15 protein-coding genes and 3 pseudogenes are annotated in these 22,518 nt (G+C 70.2%); 12 read left to right on the forward strand and 6 right to left on the reverse strand.

Features of this window, described 5'->3' with window-relative positions:
* Positions 1–36: 36 nt before the first annotated feature.
* A complete protein-coding gene (locus ABZZ74_RS37685) occupies positions 37–528 on the forward strand; it encodes a MarR family transcriptional regulator (protein ID WP_356772838.1) in 492 nt (163 codons plus the stop codon).
* A 28-nt stretch (positions 529–556) separates the two neighbouring features.
* Here the strand turns inward: ABZZ74_RS37685 and ABZZ74_RS37690 are convergent.
* Positions 557–667, reverse strand: a pseudogene (locus ABZZ74_RS37690) (zinc-binding dehydrogenase); the annotation flags it as partial.
* 140 nt (positions 668–807) lie between these two features.
* Between ABZZ74_RS37690 and ABZZ74_RS37695 the strand changes: the two are divergent.
* Together ABZZ74_RS37695 and ABZZ74_RS37700 are read left to right on the forward strand one after the other, a co-directional pair.
* Positions 808–1,320: pseudogene (locus tag ABZZ74_RS37695) on the forward strand (YihY/virulence factor BrkB family protein); the annotation flags it as partial.
* A gap of 52 nt (positions 1,321–1,372) precedes the next feature.
* The gene (locus ABZZ74_RS37700) at positions 1,373–1,921 is read left to right on the forward strand and encodes a phosphatase PAP2 family protein (RefSeq protein WP_356772840.1); all 549 of its coding nucleotides are present in this window, start codon (positions 1,373–1,375) and stop codon (positions 1,919–1,921) included.
* Between the two features lie 736 nt (positions 1,922–2,657).
* Here the strand turns inward: ABZZ74_RS37700 and phoU are convergent.
* Positions 2,658–3,320, reverse strand: coding sequence for a phosphate signaling complex protein PhoU (gene phoU, locus ABZZ74_RS37705; RefSeq protein ID WP_356772842.1), 663 nt, complete (start codon positions 3,318–3,320; stop codon positions 2,658–2,660).
* Positions 3,321–3,548: 228 nt separating this feature from the next.
* Between phoU and ABZZ74_RS37710 the strand changes: the two genes are divergently transcribed.
* Positions 3,549–3,749, forward strand: coding sequence for a hypothetical protein (locus tag ABZZ74_RS37710; RefSeq protein ID WP_356772844.1), 201 nt, complete (start codon positions 3,549–3,551; stop codon positions 3,747–3,749).
* A 164-nt stretch (positions 3,750–3,913) separates the two neighbouring features.
* Here ABZZ74_RS37710 and ABZZ74_RS37715 read toward each other — a convergent pair whose 3' ends face one another.
* Both ABZZ74_RS37715 and ABZZ74_RS37720 read right to left on the reverse strand, forming a co-directional pair.
* Positions 3,914–7,009 carry a glycoside hydrolase family 2 TIM barrel-domain containing protein gene (locus ABZZ74_RS37715; RefSeq protein WP_356772846.1) on the reverse strand — a complete coding sequence of 1,032 codons (3,096 nt, stop codon included), beginning with the start codon at positions 7,007–7,009 and terminating at the stop codon, positions 3,914–3,916.
* 70 nt (positions 7,010–7,079) lie between these two features.
* Positions 7,080–10,133, reverse strand: a complete 3,054-nt coding sequence (locus ABZZ74_RS37720) for a glycoside hydrolase family 38 C-terminal domain-containing protein (RefSeq protein ID WP_356772848.1) — start codon at positions 10,131–10,133, stop codon at positions 7,080–7,082.
* A gap of 449 nt (positions 10,134–10,582) precedes the next feature.
* Here ABZZ74_RS37720 and ABZZ74_RS37725 point away from each other — a divergent pair, with 449 nt between their 5' ends.
* From ABZZ74_RS37725 to ABZZ74_RS37760, 8 genes are all read left to right on the forward strand, one after another.
* Complete coding sequence (locus tag ABZZ74_RS37725) at positions 10,583–12,232, forward strand: ABC transporter substrate-binding protein (protein ID WP_356772850.1); 1,650 nt, start codon at positions 10,583–10,585, stop codon at positions 12,230–12,232.
* A gap of 101 nt (positions 12,233–12,333) precedes the next feature.
* Positions 12,334–13,326: an ABC transporter permease gene (locus ABZZ74_RS37730; RefSeq protein WP_356772890.1), complete on the forward strand. Its 993-nt coding sequence runs from the start codon at positions 12,334–12,336 to the stop codon at positions 13,324–13,326.
* A 7-nt stretch (positions 13,327–13,333) separates the two neighbouring features.
* Entirely contained in the window at positions 13,334–14,299 is a 966-nt protein-coding gene (locus ABZZ74_RS37735) for an ABC transporter permease (RefSeq protein ID WP_356772852.1), read from the forward strand.
* Between the two features lie 118 nt (positions 14,300–14,417).
* Positions 14,418–15,488: an ABC transporter ATP-binding protein gene (locus tag ABZZ74_RS37740; protein ID WP_356772854.1), complete on the forward strand. Its 1,071-nt coding sequence runs from the start codon at positions 14,418–14,420 to the stop codon at positions 15,486–15,488.
* Between the two features lie 94 nt (positions 15,489–15,582).
* A complete protein-coding gene (locus ABZZ74_RS37745; RefSeq protein ID WP_356772892.1) occupies positions 15,583–16,566 on the forward strand; it encodes an ABC transporter ATP-binding protein in 984 nt (327 codons plus the stop codon).
* The gene (locus tag ABZZ74_RS37750) at positions 16,563–18,191 is read left to right on the forward strand and encodes a GxGYxYP domain-containing protein (protein WP_356772856.1); all 1,629 of its coding nucleotides are present in this window, start codon (positions 16,563–16,565) and stop codon (positions 18,189–18,191) included. The genes ABZZ74_RS37745 and ABZZ74_RS37750 overlap by 4 nt, the downstream gene beginning before the upstream one ends.
* Positions 18,192–18,217: 26 nt before the next feature.
* Positions 18,218–20,296 carry an alpha-L-fucosidase gene (locus ABZZ74_RS37755; RefSeq protein ID WP_356772858.1) on the forward strand — a complete coding sequence of 693 codons (2,079 nt, stop codon included), beginning with the start codon at positions 18,218–18,220 and terminating at the stop codon, positions 20,294–20,296.
* Between the two features lie 96 nt (positions 20,297–20,392).
* Complete coding sequence (locus ABZZ74_RS37760; protein WP_356772860.1) at positions 20,393–21,430, forward strand: LacI family DNA-binding transcriptional regulator; 1,038 nt, start codon at positions 20,393–20,395, stop codon at positions 21,428–21,430.
* A 299-nt stretch (positions 21,431–21,729) separates the two neighbouring features.
* Here ABZZ74_RS37760 and ABZZ74_RS37765 read toward each other — a convergent pair whose 3' ends face one another.
* Positions 21,730–22,026 carry a hypothetical protein gene (locus ABZZ74_RS37765; protein ID WP_356772862.1) on the reverse strand — a complete coding sequence of 99 codons (297 nt, stop codon included), beginning with the start codon at positions 22,024–22,026 and terminating at the stop codon, positions 21,730–21,732.
* A 196-nt stretch (positions 22,027–22,222) separates the two neighbouring features.
* Positions 22,223–22,474: pseudogene (locus ABZZ74_RS37770) on the reverse strand (hypothetical protein); the annotation flags it as partial.
* Between the last annotated feature and the right edge of the window lie 44 nt (positions 22,475–22,518).

Below are 22,518 nucleotides of genomic sequence, written 5' to 3' on the forward strand. Positions count from 1 at the left end.
GTAGGTGCCGCGTACCTTTGCAAGTAGCATTGGGGCATGACCGCATCCCACGACATGCCGCCCGCGCCATCGCCCGCAGACGAGGACTTCGGACTGGTCGACGCCTTGGCCCAACTCTCGTTCCTGGTGCAGAACGGCCTGGCCGAGATCGCGGGACAGTACGACCTGTCGATCACCCAGACGCGGCTGCTAGGGATACTCCGGGACCGGGAGCCGACCATGAACCAGCTCGGCCGCCACCTCGGCCTCGACAAGTCCTCGATCACGGGCCTGGTCGACCGTGCGCAGCGCAGGGGACTGGTCACCCGCACCGTCAGCGCCGTCGACCGCCGCTCGTACCAGGTGACGATCACCGACGCCGGCCGTCAGCTCGTCGACCAGGTCGCCGCTCAGTTCGCCGAACAGATCCAGAGGTTTGCCGAGCCACTGCCCGAAGCCGACAGGAAGCGGCTGTCACAGCTGGCGACCCGGATCGTGACCGCCGACGCCCAGGTCCACGGCATCGCCCTGCGCTCCACACCCCGCTGACCGGACTCCACCAGACGGAGCTGCGCGGCACCGCCACCCCGTGTTTGCCCACGACGACGCCGCGCTCGAACGCCCGGTGCGCCGCGGCGATGTCCGCGAGCGGGTACACCCTGTCGATCGCCGGGCGCAGTGCCCCAGATGCCGGGCTGTGCTGCTGGGCCGCATCGCCACCGCCCACCCCAGCGTGACCAAGGCGTGGGTCGGCGCCCCGTCGCACTTGCGTCCTGCCGAGCTCAGATGGTGTCCCGCCGAGTGGTGTAGCCGGTCGTGCGATGTGAAGTCCTGCTGGTACTCGCCCTCATCAGCGCCGTCACCGTGGTCTTCACCGGCGCTCTGGCCCGCAAGGCCGGCACCGCGCTGGGAGTCGGCGACACCGCCCTGACGGTGTGGTCGATCGCGAAATGGCCCGTGCTGGCGGTCCTCGTCACGGTCATGATCGCCCTGCTGTACTGGGCCACCCCGAACGCACGGGTGAAGGGGTTTAGGTGGATCACCCCGGGCAGCTTCCTCGCCCAGCTCATCTGGCTGCTCGCCTCCGCCGGCTTCGCGTTCTACGTCGCGAACTTCGCCTCGTACAACAAGACGTACGGCACCATGGCGGGCGGCATCGTCTTCCTCATCTGGCTGTGGATCAGCAACCTGGCGATCCTGCTCGGCCTAGAATTCGACGCGGAGATCGTACGGCAACGGGCGATCGCCGGCGGCATGCCACTCCGCCAGGAGCCCTACACCCAGCCCCGCGACACCCGGAAATGGGACCAGCAAGACCTGCGTCGGCCGGACGATCCCTGACCGGCACACAAGTGCCTTGATTACTGCCGCGTGCTTGGGATAACCGCAGTTCATGAGGGTGATGACGGGGCTGCATGAGACCGACCGGCTTGTGACGCAGCGGGCGGCGTCCCGCATCCCGCCGGGAGTGGCCGGGGTGTTGTCGGCGGTCGAGGAGTGTGCGGAGAGTACGAAACTGTGGTGCGGTGCCGCCGCCGTAATGGCGTGGCGGGGCGGGCGACGGGGCCGAGTAGCGGCGGCCGCCGGGCTGGGAGCCCTGGTGGTCGCGCAGCTGGCCTCGAACGGTCTGTGCAAGCAGCTCGCCGACCGCCCCCGGCCGCCCAAGGAGTGGATCCTCCACGACGAGGTAGCCGACCGGCCCGCCTCGTCCTCGTTTCCGTCGGGGCACACCGCGGCCGCGGCTGCCTTCACCGCCGCAGTCGCGCCCAGCTGGCCGGCCGCCGGCGCCGTGTGCGCAGTGCCGGCAGCCTTGGTGGCCCTCGAACGGGTGCAGTCCGGTGCCCACTACCCCAGCGACGTCGCAGCCGGCGCCGCCATCGGCATAGCCAGCGCCTGGCTCACGCGTCACACCCCAGCCCTGCTCCTGCGCCACTGGCTCTAGCCACCTCATGAACGGCCCGAGAGGAAGGAACCGCTCGTACGCCGTCTTCAGCCGCCCGGTGTACCGCTTCACGCACGACGGGTCCCCTCGATCCACAACTGCGCGTGGTCTGCGAGAGCCCGAAGCGGGACCGGCCAAAGGCGTTCACCAAGCCGGATGCGGAGTTCTATGTGAGCTGCCGAGACCAGGACTTCCTCAAAGTCGCCGGAAGCAAGTACTGAGTGACCCTGGAGTCGCTGAAGGCCACGGGGGCTTTCGCGGACGATGAGCGCCTTTTCGGTCTCAAGAAGTGTGATCGGACATCGAGGCCATCAGTGACGCCGGGGGCGCCAGCAACTCCGACCCCGTGATCCGCCAGTCGCCCGTCGCGAGCATGTCAGGGGCAGGGGTAAGGTCCGGACGGGCCGGCGCCGAACGCAGTCGGCACGAGCCCGCTTCGACAGGGGTGGCCGGGCGGCGGCCACAGCCGCCCCCCGGTGGGGGCTACGCGGCATCGAAGTCCGCGATCCGTACTCCATCTGGCGGGGTGGCCGGGTGCTGTGGACGGCCCAGTTGCCGGGCCGGCACACCCTGTGCCGGCCCGGCAGACCTGGCAGTGTCAGCTCACGTTGCCTTGGTTCTGGGAGAGGTGGTCTGCTCGCCCGGGTTCGCAGCGCGCAGGACGAGAGGACGAGGATTCCCCGACAGTGATCGCGCGTCGGCCGGGCGGCACAGCTACCCTGAGGCCGCGCCTGGGTCAGATGTCGGGGGGCAGTTCGTCCGCGCGTTCGCCCGTGACGAGATAGACCACCCGCTGGGCGACTGAGACCGCATGGTCGGCGAACCGCTCGTAGTAGCGGCCGACCAGTGTGACGTCCACGGCCGTCTCCACCCCGTGCTGCCACTGCTCGTCCATCAGGTGCTGGAAGACCGCGCGATGCAGCTCGTCCATGCGGTCGTCGTCCTGCTCCAGCTGGAGGGCGGCCTTCACGTCCCCAGTGATGATCACTTCGGCGGCCTGCGCCATCAAACGCTGCGCGAGCTGCCCCATCTCCAGGACCGTGCGGCGCAGATCGCGGGGAACGGCCCGTTGCGGGTAACGCATCCGGGCCAGCTTGGCCACATGCTGGGCCAGATCCCCGGAGCGTTCCAGGTCCGCGCTCATCCGCAGCGACGTGACCACGATCCGCAGGTCCGTGGCGACCGGCTGCTGCCGCGCCAGCACCGCGATCGCCCTCCCCTCCAGATTCCGCTGCCGCTCATCGACCCTCCGGTCCGCGGAGATCACGGTTTCGGCGAGCTGGAGGTCGGCGTCCAGGAGGGCGGTGGTCGCCAGCCCGATGAGCGAGCCGACCAGGTTCGCCATCTCCACCAGACCCTCACTGATCGCGTTCAGCTCCTCGCGATAGACCTGCCGCATCGCATCCTCACCTCCAGCCCTGTGCCCGCCGGCCTGCACCCCACCGCCAGACTCGCACACGACGGACACGCCAGCGCCCCACCGCGCATCCCTGGATGACGTGCGGCCGGCGGCCCTCAGTGATCGGCGGTGACGGCGCCGTTCGGGGTGTCGCCTGTCCGTCAAGGCCTACCTCGCCAAAGTGGCAAGGGATCGGCGTCCAGCCCGACGCGACTGACATCGTCTGCCATGGCGGACAGGGACGTCACGCCAGAAGGCGTCCAGATTGGATTCCATGCCGACGGGCACCACCCCCACAGCGACGGCCGGCTTCCCCAACCTCGCCATCGCCTTGGCCCGCTCGATCGGCTGGACAACATGGCCGCCGCTGTCGACTACTACCGGTCCCATCCCGATCACGCACTCGACCTCATCAAGACCGGATCATGAGAACGCTCGCGCCTTGCATCCCCAGGGGCGGCGCACCTTCGACCCCCTGTGTGGGTTCGGGTTGTGTTTCGGCTGCGGGTTGGTTGTGGCTCGTCGCGCCCACGCGGCGCAGCCCCCAAGGTCGGGATGGGACGGGTAGGGGCGGCAGGGGCGAAAACCCAGTGTCACCCGCGCCTCGCGATGGCCCGTCCTCCCAGCGTCCACGACCAGTGGTAACGGCCCGCTCCGACCCGGTAAGGAGGGAGCGTGTCGGGGCCGCACGACGCCGTACCCACCCCTCGGTGGGCGGCGTCCAGGTGGACGGAGACGTACGGGCGGGCGGTGAGTTCGTCGTGATGACGCGCGGCGGCCAGGTCCGCGACCGTGAAGTGGGTCAGGGCAACCTGCCGGGGGATGTCCAGGTGAACGGTCACCCCGGAACCGGAGCCACTGTCACCCGTGAGCGCGAACCAGCGCACCCCGTACCGCCCACCGCTCTCCTGCGGATGGACGTACGGGGTGAACAGATCCCGCACCGCAGAGCGGTAGCGGCCGACCGGACAGCCGGCCCGACGATCGGGGTACGACTCGCCGGGGCCGTGCCCGAACCACTCCACCTGGTCCAGCCCGCTCGTGACGCTGTAGACGGTGCCGACCCGGGGCAGGTCGTCGAGGCCGTCGGGGACCACCGCGGTCTCCTCCACGAGGAGGGCGTCCGCGGACAGCGCGGTGAAGGTCTGCTCGTGGACGACGGGGCCCTTCGCGGTGGCGTACTCGGCGCGTACGACGAGGCGCTCGCCGTCGCGCTTGATGTCCGTCAGCGACCGCTTTGGATTCGTCAGGCCCCACTCCGCCCACAGAGTGGCGGCTCCGCCGAGGCGGTCGTTGTCGGTGGGAGCGCGCCACAGGCTGAGCGTGGGCGGAGCGGTGAGGAGGGGATGGATGAGGAAACCCTGGTCGTCGACCTCGGGCCGGTGGGGGGTGCGGGCCCCGGCAGGCACCGGCGGGGCGCTCGTCCCGGTGCCTGTCACCGCTCCGGCGCGGGACGGGAGCCCGCGAACCTCTCCCCGCAACCGGACCTGCGGTGCGCACAGTTCGGTGCCGCGCGGTGCCCATGTCTGGTCGGCGGCGGTGGAGACGCGCAGAGTGAGCCAGAGCTCTCCCGCCTCGGGCAGAAGCGCGAGCAGGTGAGGAGGGATCGGGATCGCGGCGGAGTCTCCGGGGCCGATCTGTGGGAGCTCGGCCGGAGTGGTGACGGCGGTGTCGTGGACATCGGCATCGGCATCCGCGTCGGCGTCAGCGTCAGCATCGGCATCGGCGGTCTGCAGGTGCCACTGGCCGGTCAGCCACCCAAGATCGCGGAAGTGCTGGCGGTTGTGGACCAGCACCTCGCCCGAGTCGAGCAGTTCCAGGCGTATGGGTGAGGCGAGTTCCCGGTGCTCGTACATCCCCGGTTTGGGTGTGCGGTCGGGAAGCACGAGCCCGTCCGCGCAGAAGGCACCGTCGTGCGGGCTGTCGCCGAAGTCACCGCCGTACGCCCAGCGGTAGCCGGGCGCGGTGACGCCGTCCCTGTATCCGTCGGTCGTGTCCGGGCCGGCGGGGCGTGAGTCGGAGAGCCGTTGAAGGATGCCGTGGTCCCAGAACTCCCAGATGAAACCTCCTTGCAGACCGGGTGTGGACTCGATGGCCGTCCAGTAGTCCGCGAGGGAGCCGTTGCTGTTGCCCATGGCGTGCGAGTATTCGGACAGGATCAGTGGCTTGGTCTGTTCGCCGGAGGTGGCGTGCGCGACGATCCGGTCGATCGACGTGTACATCGGGCAGACGATGTCGGTGGCGGTCCCCGGCCTCGACCAGCCGTCGCCGAGCGCGCCCTCGTACTGCAGCGGGCGGGTGGGGTCGTACCGGCGCAGCCAGCCAGCGGCCGCGTCGTGGGCGGGGCCGTAGCCGCTCTCGTTGCCCAGGGACCAGATGACGACGCTCGGGTGGTTCTCGTCGCGGGTCGCCATGCGCGCCACCCGTTCGAGGAAGGCGGCGAGGTAGGCGGGGTCGTGGGCGATCTCGTCGTAGTGGCCGTGGCTCTCGATGTCGGCCTCGTCCACGACGTAGAGGCCGAGTTCGTCGGCGAGGTCGAGAAGCGCCGGATCGTTGGGATAGTGCGAGGTACGCACGGCGTTGAAGCCGAAGCGTTTCATCGTCGTCAGGTCCGCGCGCAGGTCGTCCTCGGTCAGGACGCGGCCGGTGAGCGGGTGGAAGTCGTGCCGGTTGACGCCCCGGACGAACACCCGCTCGCCGTTGATGAGCAGGTCCCGGCCGCGGATCTCGACCGTGCGGAAGCCGACGCGGCAGCGAGCCTCGTCGACGACGGTGCTGTCGGGACGGTGCAGCCGGACCGTCAGGCCGTACAGTTCGGGCGTCTCGGCCGACCAGACCCGTACGCCCGGGACGGTGGCCGTCAGCGTGGCCCGGCCCTGCCAGTCGGAGGCGCGGTGGTCTTCGAGGGGCTCCGGGCTGAGCGGCAGGTCCGGGGCCTGAGGGTCCGACAGGGACCCCGAGACGTACCAGCCCTCGGGGAGGAACCCGGCGGTGTGCCGCGCCTCGACGTCCACCCGCAACCGCCCGGTGCCGGCCGCCGCGAGGTCCGCCGTCACCCGCAGGTCCATCAGGTACAGCGGGTCGGTCGCGTACAGGAAGACGGACCGGGTGATGCCGCCGTGCCACCAGTGGTCCTGGTCCTCGACGTAGGTGGCGTCGGACCACTTCACCACCGTCAGCCGTACGGTGTTGGACCGCCCGGCGCGCACGGCACCGGTGATGTCGAACTCGCTCGCCAGGTGCGCGTCCTTCCCGCCGCCGACGGGCTGCCCGTTGACCTCGGCGATCAGTGCGCTCTCGGCGGCGCCCACGTGCAGCACGATACGGCGGCCCGCCCAGCCGGCCGGGATGTCGACCTCGCGCTCGTGCACCCCGGTGGGGTTGACCGGCGGCAGATGGGGCGGCGGCTCAGGCCAGGGCATCCGGAAGTTGGTGTACTGCGGCAGGTCGCCGACCCCGTGGACGTCGTCGAAGTCCTGCACGGTCCAGCATCCGGGGACCCTCAGCTCCGTCCAGCGGTCCGCGAGCGCGGACTGAGGGGTCGGCAGGAGCTGGAAGCGCCAGCGGCCGTCGAGGGCGATGCGGTCGCCGTGGTCGTGGCGGGAGACGGCGTGCAGGGGCAGCCGCTGCCAGCCGCTGACATCGGGCGCGTCCCACAGGCGCAGCGGGAGGGCGGGAGAGCGGGTCATTCGGTTTCCTCCAGGGCCGTGTCGCCGGACGTGCTCCGGGGGCGGTGTGGGGGTGGCGGAGCCTTGGGGGCTACGCACGGGCCAGGCGCAGGGTGACGATCTGGAACGGCCTCAGGTCCAGCTCCACCGCGCCGTCATCGCGGACGGCGGTCAGCGCGGGCCGGGGCCGGGCATCGCGCCAGGGCCGCTCCAGCAGATCCGTCTCCACGGCCCCGGCGGTCGGGAATCCCGGTGTGAGCAGGGCCTGTGCCCGCCCGCCGTGCGCCTCGTACAGCCGGACGACGACATCACCGCAGCCGTCGTCGGCCAGCTTGACCGCCTCGATGACGACGCCGTCGTGGTCGACCGCGACAAGCGGAGCGACCGGCGTGTCACCGGGTATCTCGCGCTCCGGCAGGTTGATGCGGTAGCCCTCGCGGACGGCGTCGCCGATCGCCGCTCCGGGCACGAGCGCGTAGCCGAGCCGGTGTACGCCTTGGTCGGGGTGGGGATCGGGGAAGGTCGGCGCGCGCAGAAGCGACAGCCGGACAGTCGTGGTGGTGCCGCCGTCGCCGGCCGCCTCGTCGCGCCGCGACCGGGTGACGTCGTGCCCGTACGTCGAGTCGTTGACGAGGGCCACGCCGTAGCCGGGTTCGCCCACGTGGATCCACCGGTGGGCGCAGATCTCGAACTTGGCGGCGTCCCAGGAGGTATTGGTGTGCGCGGGTCGCCGCACATGCCCGAACTGCGTCTCCGAGGTGGAGTGGTCGGTGTGGACGTCGAGCGCGAACGCGGCCTTGAGGATGGTCCGGGTCTCGCGCCAGTCGACGGTGGTGGCGATGTCCAACCGCCGCGCGCCGGCGGCGAGCCGGAGCGTCTGCTCCGCCGTCGAGTTGCCGAAGCGGCGGACGACCTTCACGCTTGCGGTGGCCGGCCCGTCCTCGACCACCGTCACCTCGTCCGTCCCTGTCAGATCGGTGACGGTGTGGCGGTAGTAGTGGTCGACGTCCCAGGCGTCCCCGTTGTTGGGGAGGTCGGGGTGGACCTGCAGCAGATTGCCGTGACCGCCGGGAGCGATCGCGTTCCGCCCGGTGCCGCTGTCCCGCACGGAGCTGACCAACCCCTGGCCGTCGACGTCGACGCGCACCAGCCCGTTGTCCAGCACCCAGCCGTCATCGGTGGGCCTGACGGTGACCGGGGCCGCTCCCGGACGCGCGGAGCCGGCCGCGGCGCCCAGCGCCGGCACCCCACCCCGTTCGTGGGGAGCGGCGTTGAAGACCACGGTGCCGCCCTCCGAGCCGTCACCGGCCAGCGCGCGCAGCGCCGCGCCGATGATGTCCTCCAGCTCGGACATGACCTCCCGGTAGGTGTCGCGGGCCTCCCGGTTGACCCAGGCGATGCCCGACCCGGGCAGAATGTCGTGGAACTGGTGCAGCAGCACCGTCTTCCACAGGCGGTCCAGCCGCTCGTACGGGTAGGGAAGCCCGCTGCGCACGGCCGCCGTGGCGGACCACAACTCGGCCTCGCGCAGCAGGTGTTCGCTGCGCCGGTTGCCCTGTTTGGTCGTCGCGACGGAGGTGTACGTGCCCCTGTGCAGCTCCAGGTAGAGCTCGCCCAGCCAGACCGGGGCGTTCGGGTAGTCGGCCCGGGCCTTGGCGAAGAACGCCGACGGCGGCTCGATCTCGACGCGTGGCGATCCTTCCAGATCGGCGAGGCGCCTCGCGCGGGCGAGCATCTCGCGGGTGGGACCGCCGCCGCCGTCGCCCCAGCCGAAGGGCACCAGGGAGCGGGTGGCCGAGCCCTTGTCCTGGAAGTTGCGTACCGCGTGTGCCATCTCCGCGCCCGTGAAGGAGGCGTTGTAGGTGTCGACCGGCGGGAAGTGGGTGAAGACGCGGGTGCCGTCGATGCCCTCCCACCAGAAGGTGTGGTGCGGGAACTTGTTGAACTGGCTCCAGGAGATCTTCTGGGTCAGGAAGTACGTGGAGTTCGACAGCCGTACCAGCTGCGGCAGCGCGGCCGAGTAGCCGAAGGAGTCGGGGAGCCAGACCTCGTCGGTCTCGATGCCGAACTCCTGGAGGAAGAACCGCTTGCCGTGGGTGAACTGACGGACCATCGCCTCCCCGCCCGGCATGTTGGTGTCCGCCTCCACCCACATCCCGCCGACCGGCACGAACTGCCCCCTCGCCACCTTCTCCTTGACCCGGGCGTACACCTCGGGCCGCTGCTCCTTGATCCAGGCGAGCTGCTGCGCCTGGGACATCGCGAAGACGAACTCCGGGTCACGGTCCATGAGGTCGGTGACGTTGGACGTCGTGCGGGCGACCTTGCGAACCGTCTCGCGCAACGGCCACAGCCACGCCGAGTCGATGTGCGCGTGGCCAATCGCGCTCATCCGGTGGGCCGAGGCGTGCGCGGGCCGTGCCAGGGCCTCGGCGAGGACACCCCGGGCCTCGGGTGCGGCGGCGCCCACGTCGCCGCGGAAGTCCAGGACGTCCACGGCGCGTTCCAGGGTGCGCAGGATCTCCCAGCGGCGGGGGTCGTCGACCGACAGCTCCAGCATCAGCTGCTGCAGCACCTCGAAGTCCTGGACCAGCTCCCACACCTCGGCGTCGAAGACCGCCAGGTCCATTCTGCGCAGCCGGTAGAGGGGGTCGTCACCGGAGGTGTCCCAGTCGCCCATGAGGCTGACCGGGCCGTCGATCTCCGGGTTGGAGGAGGCCTCCAGGTACAGCAGGACCTCCTCGCCGCCTCCGGCCTTGTCGGCGATGCTGACCCAACGGGTGCGGGGATTGAGTGACTTGATCGCGGTGGCGTCCGGGCGGTAGACGAGCGCCTCGGCCTGGAAGCCGGGGCCCGCGCCGGTGAAGCCGAGGTCCAGCACGGCCTCGACGGCCGACCCGGCCCAGTCGTCGGGCACGGTGCCCCGGATCCGGAACCAGACGGTTGCCCAGGGACGGCCCCAGGTCCGGCCGACCTCGACCGGCTCGTACGGCGCGGCGAGGCCCTCGGCCACCGGTACGGGTTCGCCGGGGGCGCTCCATGCCTGCACCTCCAAGGGCACCGACCGGGGATGGACGCATGGCCGGATGCGGTCCTCGAGCGCCTGCGCGAGCCTGGTCTCGATCAGGCTCCTGTCGTCATGCATGACGGATGCTCCTGTGCCGGCGGGAGGCCGTGGCCTCAGTGACCGATCGCGACTCATCGGATGTCCCGATCGCAACTCATCGGATCTTTTCGAGGTTTGCACCGCGACGGGAGAGGTGTCAATGGCCGACAGCCATGGAACCCCTCCCCCACACCTGCCGAGCGATCCCGACTCGGGGAAGCGTTTTCCCCACACGCCTTTCACCTCGGGGTTCTCGAGCTTCTGTCTGAGGTGTTGACAAGTACCCCGAGCCCGCTCATAGTCGGTTCGCAACGAAGCCCGTGAACGATCCCGGGATCGTTATCGGAGGCGCCACTCGCAGGAGTCCCGCGCAGCTAGAGATCCGATGTCTTCGTTGCCTTCTCCTTCTGGTCGGCCCAGCACACCGAGGCCATATCCGCGTCGCGACGAGCACGCCGAGAGTCAGACAACCGTGGAAGGAACACACCATGAGAAAGCGGCTGTGGCCGGGTGCCCTCGCACTCGGGCTGGCCCTGTCGCTCGGCGCCTGCTCGTCGGGCGCGACGAAGCAGACGCCGGGGGCCTCGGACACGATCACCGTCGAGGCACCCAACAGCGCCCCGACCTTCACGAACAACTTCAACCCGTTCAGCGCCTCGGAGACGGGACCGGGGCTGAACATCATCTACGAGCCGCTGGTCGCCACCAACCGCGCGAAGGGCGGCACGCTCATCCCCTGGCTGGCCAAGTCATGGACGTGGTCCGCGGACGGCCGCACCGCGACCTTCGTCATCCGGCCCGGCGTCACGTTCTCCGACGGCAACCCGCTGACGCAACAGGACGTGCTCTACAGCCTCGAACTGCCCCTGAAGAACCCCAAGGTGGCCGGCGCCGACTACACCTCCGTCGAGGCGGTGGGGTCGGACAAGGTGGCGGTCACCTGGAAGGACCCCGCGTACCAGTCACTGCTCAACGTCAAGAACATCAACATCGTCGAGAAGAAGCTCTGGAGCGGTCGCGATCCGCTGACCTACGTGGACAAGAAACCGGTCGGCACCGGCCCGTTCAGCATCAAGACGTTCTCGCCCCAGGCGGTCACGATGGCGTCCCGCAGCGACTACTGGGGCGGCAAGCCCGCCATGCGCGATCTGCGGTACGTCGCCGCGACCAGCGCCAACGTCCAGACGCAACTGCAGAACAACAGCATCGACTTCTGCACCTGCGACATCGACGCCAAGAGCTACGTCTCCTCCGATCCCAAGAACCACCACTTCATCATGGCGTGGGACGGCTCGGTGGTCTCCGTCATGCTCAACAACGCCAAGGCGCCCTTCAACGACGTCAACGTACGCCGCGCCTTCGCGAGCGCGGTGGACATCGACGCCATCGCCAAGCTCTCCTCCAGCAAACTCCCCCTCACCCAGCCCCCCGCCAGCCGCACCGGGCTGTCGACCAAGACGTACGAGGGCTGGATCGACCCCAAGTACCTGACACCGCGCAGGCAGGACGTCGCCGCGGCCAAGGCCGATCTGCGAGCAGGCGGCTGGAGCGTGCGCGGTGGCGCGCTGACGAAGGACGGCAAGAAGTACCCGATCACCTACGTCGCTCCCAGCGACACGCCGTTCCTGAAGACCATCGGCCAGCTGGTCGTGCAGCAGATCCAGCAGAGCCTCGGGATCAAGGTCACCCTCAGCGGCGGCTCCGGCGCCAACACCGGCTCCGACATCAACAAGGGCAAGTTCGACATGGCCGCCACCTGGCTGTCCCGCGGTGACAGCATGTACTACGCCCTCCAGCAGTTCGACGGACGCCTCATCCAGCCGCTCGGCACCGAGTCCGTCGCTGGCAACAACACCGTCCGGTGGAAGAACGGCGACTTCGACAAGATCCTTAGCCAGATGGCCGGAACGGACGACGAGTCCCGGCTCAAGGCCCTCTCGAAGCAGGCCCAGGCGATCTTCGTGGACCAGGTGCCCACCATCCCGCTCTTCTCCTCGGGCGCGGCCGGCGTGGCCAGCACCCTGCGCTGGACCGGGTGGCCCGACGCCGAGAACCCGGCCTACCTCGCCAACACCGGCTCGGGCTCCGAGTTCATCACCACGCTCCTGCACCTCAAGCCCGCCACGGGCAAGGGCTGACGGGAGTCCCCATGACCACCCCCTTGACCGCCACGGACGCCGGTCTCACCCCCCAGGGTGAGGCCGGGCCGGCCAAGCGCCCGGCGCGCCGCCGGGGCCGGCTGGGCTGGCTCGGCAGCCGCCTCGGCTTCTACCTGCTGGTCAGCTGGATCGCGATCACGCTGAACTTCTTCATCCCCCGGCTAATGCCGGGCAACCCGGCGAGCGCCATCCTCCAGGCGATGGCCCAGCGCACCGGCACCCCGCCGTCGGCCGCCACCGTCCGCTCCGTCCAACTGCTCTTCGGGAACCCGGACAAGCCGCTGTTCTCCCAGTACCTGGGCTACCTCGGCGAACTCGCCCACGGCGACCTGGGGCTGTCCGTCAGCCAGTACCCGGTGCCGGTGGCGGACCTGGTCAAGGCCGCGCTGCCGTGGACGCTGGCCCTCGTCGGCAGCACCACGGTCATCTCGTTCGTCATCGGCGTGGGCCTCGGCATCGTCGTCGGCTGGCGGCCCGGGCGCCGGCTCGACACCGTGGTGACCCCGCTGTCGACCGTTCTCAGCGTCGTACCGTACTTCTGGGTCGCCCTGCTGGGCGTGTGGCTCTTCGCCGTCCAGCTCGACTGGGCCCCCGTGTCCGGCGGCTACCCGCCGGACACCGTGCCCGGGTTCAGCCTGCACTTCCTGCTGGGCACCCTGCACTACGGACTGCTGCCCGTCGCCACCATCGTCTTCTCCTGGTTCGGCGGCTGGGTGTTCGGCCAGCGCAACATGATGGTCACCACGCTCAGCGAGGACTTCGTCCTGCTCGCCCGGGCCAAGGGACTGCCCGGCTGGAAGGTCATGCTGCGGTACGCGGCCCGCAACGCGATGCTGCCGAGCGTCACCAACTTCGCCCTCGCCATCGGCGGCCTGGTCGGCGGCTCCCTGCTCACCGAGATCGTCTTCTCCTACCCCGGTATGGGCTTCCTGCTGTTCGACGCGGTCTCCAAGCGCGACTACCCGACCATGCAGGCCGTGTTCCTGCTGATCACCCTCACCGTCCTGCTCGCCAACTTCCTGGCGGACTCCCTCTACGCACTGCTGGACCCCCGCACCAGGGAAATGAGGTGACGCCCCGATGAGCAAGCGACTGCTGGCCGGCTGGAAGGTGCGGCTCGGCCTCGCCGTGTTCGCCTTCTTCTGCGTGCTCGCCCTCGCCGGGCCGTGGGTGACGGACCATCTGCTCCATCAGAGCCCCACGGCGCTCGACCTCAACGCCGTCAGCTCCCCGCCGAGTGCGAAGCACCTCCTCGGCACCACCGCGAGCGGACACGACGTCCTGGCCCAGGTCATCACCGGTGCACGCGAGTCGATGATCGCGGGCTTGGTCGCCTCCGTGCTCGGCACCTTCATCGCCGTCGTCATCGGGGTGACCGCCGGGCTGGCCGGCGGGATCGTGGACTCCGCGCTCACCGGCCTGACCAACGTCTTCCTCACCATGCCCTCCTTCGCGCTGATCTTCGTGATCAGCGGCTACACCCAGGGCTCCGGCCCGGTCACCATCGGCGTCATCATCGGCGTCTTCGGCTGGGCTGGTGGCACCCGGGCCCTGCGGTCGCAGACGCTGAGCCTGCGCAGCAGGGACTTCGTGCACGCGATGCGGATGCTCGGCGAGAGCCGCTGGCGCCTGGCGATGGTCGAGGTGCTGCCCCACCTCACCGGCTGGATCTCCGCGATGTTCCTCACCGGCTTCATCGGAGGCGTGCTGGCCGAGTCCGGCCTCGCCTTCCTCGGGGTGTCCAGCACCTCCACCGTCAGCTGGGGCGTCATGATCAGCGAAGCGCAGCAGGGCAACGCCCTGATCGGCGGCATGTGGTGGTGGTTCGCCCCGCCGGGCCTGTGCATCGCGCTGCTCGGCGCCTCCGTCGCCCTGATCAACTTCGCGGTGGACGAGATCTCCGACCCACGGCTGCGCGACGCCAACCGGCTGCTGGTGAAACGGGCGGGGGACGCGCGGCGGGCGAAGGAGCGGGAGCAGGAGGAGGAACGGGGGCAGGAGCGGGATCAGGACGCCGGGCGCGCGCAGGAGGTGTCGCATGCCTGACGACCGTCGTATGCCTGACGAAGCGCTTACGCCTGACGACGGACGCGTGCCTCGCGAAGAGCCCACGCCTGACGACGGTCGCCTCCCTCGCGAAGAGCCCGCACCTGACGACGCGCGTATGCCTGACGAGGACCGTGCGCCCCTGCTCGACGTGCGGGGTCTCACCGTCGAGTACCTCTCCGCTCGGGGGGCCGTGCGCGCCTGCGACGACGTCTCCTTCACGGTGCGGCGCGGCGAGATCCTCGGCGTCGCTGGCGAGTCCGGCTCGGGCAAGTCCACCCTGATCACCGCCCTCACCCGGCTGGAACGACCCCCTGCCGTGACCACGGCCGGCCGGATCCTCTTCCGTCCCCGGAACGCGGCGGACCCCCTCGACCTGATCGGCCTCACCGAGCGGGAGCTGAGGAAACTCCGCTGGCGGGACCTGGCCATCGTGCTGCAGAGCGCCATGAACGCACTCAACCCCGTCATGCGGCTCGGCGCCCAGTTCGCCGATGTCCTGCGCGAACACGACCGGACGCTGGGCAAGCGGGACGCGCGCTCCCGCACCGAGGAACTGCTCGCCCTCGTCGGCCTCACCGCCGAGCAGGCGGGCCGCTACCCCCACGAGCTGTCCGGCGGCACCCGGCAGCGCGCCACCATCGCCCTCGCGCTCGCCTGCGGCGCCGACCTCGTCGTCATGGACGAACCCACCACCGCCGTCGACGTGGTGATGCAGCGTCAGATCCTCGCGAACATCCTGCGTCTGCGCGAACGTCTGGGATTCGCCGTGGTGTTCGTGACCCACGACCTGTCCCTGCTCGTCGAACTCGCCGACCGTATCGCGATCATGTACGCGGGCCGGATCGTGGAGATCGGCACCGCCTTCGACCTCTACCACCAGCCGCAGCACCCCTACACCGAGGGCCTGCGGGCCTCTTTCCCGCCGCTGCGGGAACCGGTCCGCCGGCTCAGCGGCATCCCCGGCTCACCGCCCGACCTGCGCGACCCGCCCTCCGGCTGCGCCTTCCACCCCCGCTGCCCGCACCGGTTCGCGCCGTGCGACACCACTGTCCCGGTGCTGCGGGACGTCGACGGGCTCGGCGGCGGGCAGCGGGTGGCCTGCCTGCTGCACACCGGGCCCTTGGCAGAGAGCCACGGACGCTCCCCGCGAGCACGGAAGGAGACCGACGATGTTGTCGGGCACTGACGACGGCATGGCCGTACCCGCGAACGCCGAGGGACCGGACACGGGCACCGGCGCCGACGCCGAAGTGCCCGTCCTGGAAGCCGTGGACGTCTCCATGCACTTCACGGTGCGCGCCGGCCTCGGCCGCACGGCGACCGTACGCGCCCTGGAGCACGCCTCGCTGCGGTTGCGGCGCGGCCGGATCGTCGCCCTGGTCGGGGAGAGCGGCAGCGGCAAGACCACCCTGGCCCGGCTGTTCGCGCTCATGTACACCCCGACCTCCGGAGAGATCCGGCTGCGCGGCGAGCGGGTCGGGCCGCGCCGCGGCCGGGCGGCTCGGGAGTACTACTCCGAGGTCCAGATGGTGTTCCAGGACCCCTTCGCCTCCCTCAACTCCCTGCACACCGTCCGCCACAACCTGGCGCGAGCCCTGCGCATCCACGGCCGGGCCGGCCGGGACGACATCGAGGAGCGGATGCACCACCTCCTGGAGCGGGTCAGCCTCACCCCCACCGAGGACTTCATCGGCAAGCTGCCCCACGAACTCTCCGGCGGCCAGCGGCAACGCGTGGCCATCGCCCGCGCGCTGGCCGTCGGCCCCAAGGTCGTCCTCGGTGACGAACCGATCTCCATGCTCGATGTGTCGATGCGGCTCGACATCCTCAACCTGCTGGCCGGGCTCCGCGACGAGGAGGACCTGGCCCTCCTCTACATCACCCATGACATCGCCAGCGCACGGTACCTGGCCGAGGAGATCCATGTGATGTACGCCGGCCAGATGGTCGAGGGCGGCCCGACCGAGGAGGTCATCCAGAACCCACAGCACCCCTACACGCGACTGCTGCTCGACGCCTCCCCCGACCCCGCGCGGACCGTCACCGCCCGCGCAGGTGCCGGGTCCGCCTTCGCGGACGTCGAGGAGTCCGGCGAACCGCCGAACCTCGCCTCCCCGCCGCCCGGCTGTCGCTTCCACCCCCGCTGTCCGTTCGCCACCGACGACTGCCGTACGGCCTTCCCCGCCCGCACCGAACACCCCACCGGCCAGTGGGTGCACTGCTGGCTGTACCCCGCCGGAACGCGTACAGGAACAACACCATGAACCCAAGCCGTAGAACGGCCATCAGCCGCAGAACCCTCGGCAAGTCGGTCCTCGCCGCCTCCGCCGCGCTGACCGTCGCACCGCCCACGGCCGCCTGCGCGGCCGCCGCGGGCCAGGAAGCCGGGGCGACCGGGGCGACCGGGGCGAGTACCGGTACCGCACTGCCCCGGGGCACCGCCCTGCGCTCGCTGGACGTGATCCCGTCCTCCAGCCTCACCACCAACCCGGACCGGGTGCTGGTCGCATGCCTCCAGGGCCTGGTCGCCAAGACGTCACCCGAGGGAATCTTCATCGACGAGGGCGGCCCCGGGGCCCTCTGGAAGAACTTCCTCCACACCACCTACGGGATCACCCTCAACGACTCCTACCCCACCTGGCAGCAGCTCCTGACCCGCTTCCGGCGCCAGGTGCGCGGCTACATCCGCTACGACATGACCGCCAACCCCGCCTCCGTCAACGTCGCCTCCTCCCTCAGCGGCCCCCTCAACGCCCTCGTCGTCGACCGGAGCCAGGAGAGCGCCGTCCAGGCCCTCGGCCTCACCCGTCTGCTGCTGGACGTCTCGGACAAGGACGAACACTGGGCCTACGCCACGTACCAGGCCCTGTTCTCCGGCCACATCGCGGCGGAGCTGAACTCCACGGTGTACTACCACCTGCGCGACTACATCGCCCTGACGGACTCGTTCACCTTCTACGACGGGGTGACCAAGTGGCGCGCCGGCGTCCTGGGCAACCTGGAGCCCGCCGCCACGCTGATGGGGTACGGCAACGACGAGACCGCGATGATCGCGCAGGCCTCCGACGAGGGTGTCACCTCCATTCCGTCCGACCTGGCCCCCAACCTCTCCGTACTAAGCGGCATCCACAGCACCGACGGCCTGACCCAGAAGCCAGAGCCCGCACCGGTGACCGGCGACAAGCACTACGTCACCTTCGTCATCAGCGACGGCGACAACGTGGCCTGGAACCTGTGGGGACTGCACGAGTACTTCGCCAACCCCGTGCGCGGCAGTTTCAACGTCGGCTACGGCATCAGCCCCTCCCTGGTCGACCTGGCTCCAGGACCCATGCGCTGGTATTACGAGAACGCCTCCGACGGCCCGGCCCGGGACCACTTCATCGCCGGTCCCAGCGGACGCGGATACACGTACCCGAGCCACATGCCCGCCGACGCGCTCGACGCCCACGCCGTCACCCTCAACGCGTACATGGGCAAGGGGGACCTGCGGATCTGCGAGATCCTCGACGACCAGCCGGTCTTCAAACGCTCCGACCTGTGGGCGCCCTATCTGCGGCAGCCCAACATCGACGCCCTGTTCTACTTCGGCCCCGGACCGCAGGGCTCCGGAACGAAGGGCGGCATCCGATGGGTGAACGGCAAGCCTGTGATCGCGCAGCGGGACGTCCTGTGGGCGGGCCAGACCGAGGAACCCGAGCTCATCGACCACATCAACAGCCGGCCCGCCGCCCCGTCCTCCTCCGACGGCTACACGCTCGTCCTGGTGCACTGCTGGACGAAGAGCCTGACCGACGTGCAGACGGTCGTGAACGGACTGGGGCCGCAGGTCGAGGTCGTCACCCCGCGCGCCTTCGTCCGCCTCATCAACGACAACCACGCGCAGTGAGCACCCCAGGGAATCAGGGAACCCCCATGAAATCCGAACACCCCGAGCCGTCCGAACCCTCCGAACCCTCCCTCTGGGTTGCCGTCGGCCCCGACGACAGTGACGACGAGCTGCGCCGCAAGGCGTCACTGGTCCGGCCGGCGCCCCGCCAAGTCGCCTGGCAGCGGCAGGAACTCGTCGCCTTCCTGCACTTCGGCATCAACACCTTCACCGGTCTGGAGTGCGGCACGGGCCTGGACGACCTCTCGCTGTTCGACCCGGCAGAGCTGGACTGCCGCCAGTGGGTGCGCGTCCTCGCCGAGGCCGGCTTCCGGTCCGTGATCCTCACCGCCAAGCACCACGACGGCTTCGTCCTGTGGCCCAGCCGCTACACCGGTCACTCGGTGGCGGCCACGCCCTGGCGCGCCGGCCACGGCGATGTCGTGCGCGAACTCGCCGACGCCGCCCGCGAGTTCGGCCTCGGCCTCGGGGTGTACCTCTCCCCCGCCGACCTGCACCAGTCGAACGCCCCCGACGGTTGCTACGGCAACGGCAGCCCCGCCGTCCCATCGGTGATCCCCACCCTGGTGCCCGGCGACGACCGGGCGGACCGGGTCGAGTCGGGTGAGCTGCCGTCCTTCTCCTACGCGGTGGACGACTACAACCGCTACTACCTCAACCAGCTCTACGAGTTGCTCACCGAGTACGGGCCCGTCAACGAGGTGTGGCTGGACGGCGCCGACCCGACCGCCACGAAGCAGAACTACGACCACGACGCGTGGTTCGGCATGGTGCGCGCGCTGGCGCCGGACGCCACGTGCGCCGTCGGCGGCCCCGACGTCCGCTGGGTCGGCAACGAGAGCGGCTACGCCCGCTACAGCGAGTGGAGCGTCGTACCGCTGCGGGGCGAGCCTTCCGCGTTCGGGCAGACCACGGCCGTCGCGGAGGAGGAGCACGACCTCGCGGGCCCCGGTCCCCTGCGCCGGGCGGACTACCTCAAGTGGTACCCGGCCGAGGTGGACGTCTCCATCCGGCCCGGCTGGTTCCACCACGCCTCCCAGGACGCGGCCGTGAAGTCGCTGCCCCGGCTGATGGACCTGTACCGGCACTCGGTGGGCCGCAACGCGGTGCTGCTGCTCAACGTGCCACCGGACCGGCGCGGCCTGCTGCCCGGCCCGGACGTGGCGCGGCTCGCCGAGTTCGGCCGCGTCCTGCGCGAGGTGTACGGCCATGACCTGGCCGCCGGAGCCCGTCCGGACCACCCGCCGGGGAACGCGGTCGTCGTCGAACTGCCCGAGTCCCGGACCTTCAACGTCGTCGGCCTGAGCGAGGACATCGCGCGGGGCCAGCAGGTCGAGGCCTTCGCCGTCGACGTACGCCTGGAGGGGACCTGGACCCGGGTCGCGACCGGCACGACCGTGGGACACAGGCGCCTGGTGTCCCTCCCGCGCCCCGTCACGTCCGACGGCGTACGGGTGCGTGTCCTCGACGCCCGTACCGCCCCCGGACTCGTGGTCTCCCTCTACCTGGACCCGACCGTTCCCGCCCCCGTCGTCCACGGCTCCTTCGCCGAGGCCCGCGACAACACCGGGATCAGCAGCGACGACGCGCCGCGGCTCGCCGATTTGGACGGCACCGGTATGAGCCTGTCCGCGCAGGCTCTGGCGGCGGCCGGCGTCGTCCCCGGCGGCCGGGTCGCGCACGGCGGGCTGGAGTTCTGGTGGCCCGACGTCGCCCCCGGGGAGCCGGACAACGTGAGGGCCGACGGCCAGACCATCCGGATCGGCGGATCGGGCTCCCGGATCGGTTTCCTGCTCGCCGGCACCGCGGACCGCAGTTTCGGACCGGGCCTTGCGACCTACACGGACGGCACACAACAGGAGATCCCTCTGCTGGCCCTGGACACTCTCGGGGAAGGCGACTACCCGGCCGCCGCGCAGACGGTCGTGTCGACGCCGTACCACAACCGTCCGGCCGGACGCGTGGACGAGCCCGCCCGCGTCGGCTGGTGCGCGGCACCACTCGACCCGGCGAGGACCCTGGAGTCGATCACGCTTCCCCGCTATGGAGAGGGGGCCAGCCCTGAGGAGCCAGGAGTGCACATCTTCGCCGTCGCGGTCGGCTGAGGCCGCGTTAGAGTGCTCGGACAGGCTAAGTCCCCTGGTCCGGGCGGTCGCCGGAACGAGCGTGCCAGTTGCGTCGAGATACGAGGACGGTTGAGCGTGGTAGGGGGCAAACAGGAGCGACTCGCTCGTCCTCCGCTGAAGCGAGCGGGCCGGGCCACGATCCTCGACGTCGCGAGCCTGGCCGGGGTGTCCCGGCAGACGGTCTCGCGCGCGATCAACGACAAGGGCGAGATCGATCCCGCGACGAAGGAACGGGTGCTCGAGGCGGCGCGGACCCTCGACTACCGGCCCAGCCGGCACGCCCGGGGCCTCAGGCGGGCCGGTTCGGTGATGGTCGGGCTGATCATCTCCGATCTGGCCAATCCCTACTTCCCGGAGGTCGCGGCCGGGGTGCTGGAGTCGGCCAAGCCGCAGGGCTGGAACGTGATGGTGTGCGAGTCCCGCAACGACGCCGAGGAGGAGCGCGAGGCGCTCGACCTGCTCGCCCGGCAGGCCGACGCGATCGTCGGCTACTGCGACAGCGCCGACGACGTACTGGCCCAGTACGCCTCCGGTCTGCCGGTGGTGCTCCTGGAACGGGCGCCGGACGAGACCCGGTTCGGGTCGGTGGGCATCGACTTCGCGGCCGGTATGCGGCAGGGCGTGGCCCATCTGACGGAGCGCGGGCACCGGAGGATCGGCATGCTGGACTGCGCGCTGCCGGGGACCCGCAGTCCTCGTGGCGAGTACTTCCTCGCCGAGGCACGGGCCCACGGGCTTCCGGTGGGTCCGGACTGGCTCGTCCTGTGCGGCGGCCACAGCCTGGCCGGAGGTGAACAGGCCCTTGAAGAGCTGCTGGAGCGGCATCCGGATGTGACCGCTGTCGTCGGTTTCAACGACCTGGTCGCGATCGGCGGCATGCGGGCCGCTCGCCGGCGCGGCCTGCGGGTGCCCGACGACATCGCCTTCCTCGGCGTCGACGGACTGACCCTGGGTGAACTGGTCGAGCCGGCGCTGAGCACCCTGTGCATCGACAAGCGCCAGGTCGGCCGCCTCGCCGTCGAGCAGGTGGCGCAGATGCTCGAAGGCAAGGAGCCCGCGGTGGGAGAGGGCGCGTGGGTGGTACCGGAACTGATCGTCCGCGCGTCGACGTGACGACCAGGGGCGGTTGTGGACCGGCCCGCGCCGGACGGGCTGATTCTTCAGCCCGTCCGGGCGCTTGAGGACGAGGCCGAAGGCCGATGCGGGGGTCCGGGGGCGGGCCCCAGTTCAGGATGGGACGGGTAGGGGCGGCGGGGGCGAAAACACTCGGCCTCAGCCCCTCCGTCTTCAGTCGCGCGGCAGCCCCAGCATGCGCTCGGCAACAACGTTCAGCTGCACCTGCGTCGTACCGCCGGCGATCGTCAGACACCGCGACCGCAGGAATCCGTGCACGGCTGAGATTAGGCCGTGTTTTAGGTAGCGCGGGCGGCCAGCCATTTGGTGAGGTCGCCCGCGATCTGGTCGATGCTTGTCTCTACGGTGACGTCGTGCTCGCGGCGGCTGGTGTCACGCCGGACGATCTCGTAGCCGCCCGTCTCCAGGACGGCGACGGACGCGAACCAGGCGGGATCGTCCTCATCGGGCTGGATGACGATGAAGGTGTTGTCTGTGCCGTTCAGGTCGCTGACCAGCTCGAACAGGGCGTCTTCGGACGGGTCGTCGACGTGGTCGCCGTTCTCACTGTCCGCGCAGTAGTCATCAGCGGCCACCGGACCTCCCCATGCCTGTGCTGCTCGAATTGCCGGTGGCCAGCATGACACGGCCGCCTGGCAGCCCGACGGCTCACAACCACTGGTGGATCGCCGCGACGTGAACCGTCGCCTCGTACCGAACCGCGAGCATGTCGAATCGGGTGGCCACTGCCCGGTGCCGACTTCTACAACCGGCTACACACCGTATGCGGGTTCAAGAGCCCGATCGACTACGAACGCGAGTACCGGGCCACCCTCGCAGAGGGACTGGCCGCATAGATCGTCTCCACGCTACGAGGGGATTGACAGCGGGGGTCCTGTCGCCAAGGACGAGTCGGGGGCGCCGGTTGAGCTGATGCGCGACTTCGCGGAGGTCTCGTGCGGTGTGGACGGATAGGTTGGTGCCCTTGGGAAAGTACTGCCGCAGCAGGCCGTTGGTGTTCTCGTTCGTGCCGCGCTGCCAGGGGGGCGCACGGGTGCTGGCGGTCCAGCTTGCCGCACTTCAGGGCG

The organism is Streptomyces sp. NPDC006476, from assembly GCF_040612015.1.
Taxonomy (GTDB): domain Bacteria; phylum Actinomycetota; class Actinomycetes; order Streptomycetales; family Streptomycetaceae; genus Streptomyces; species Streptomyces griseorubiginosus_B.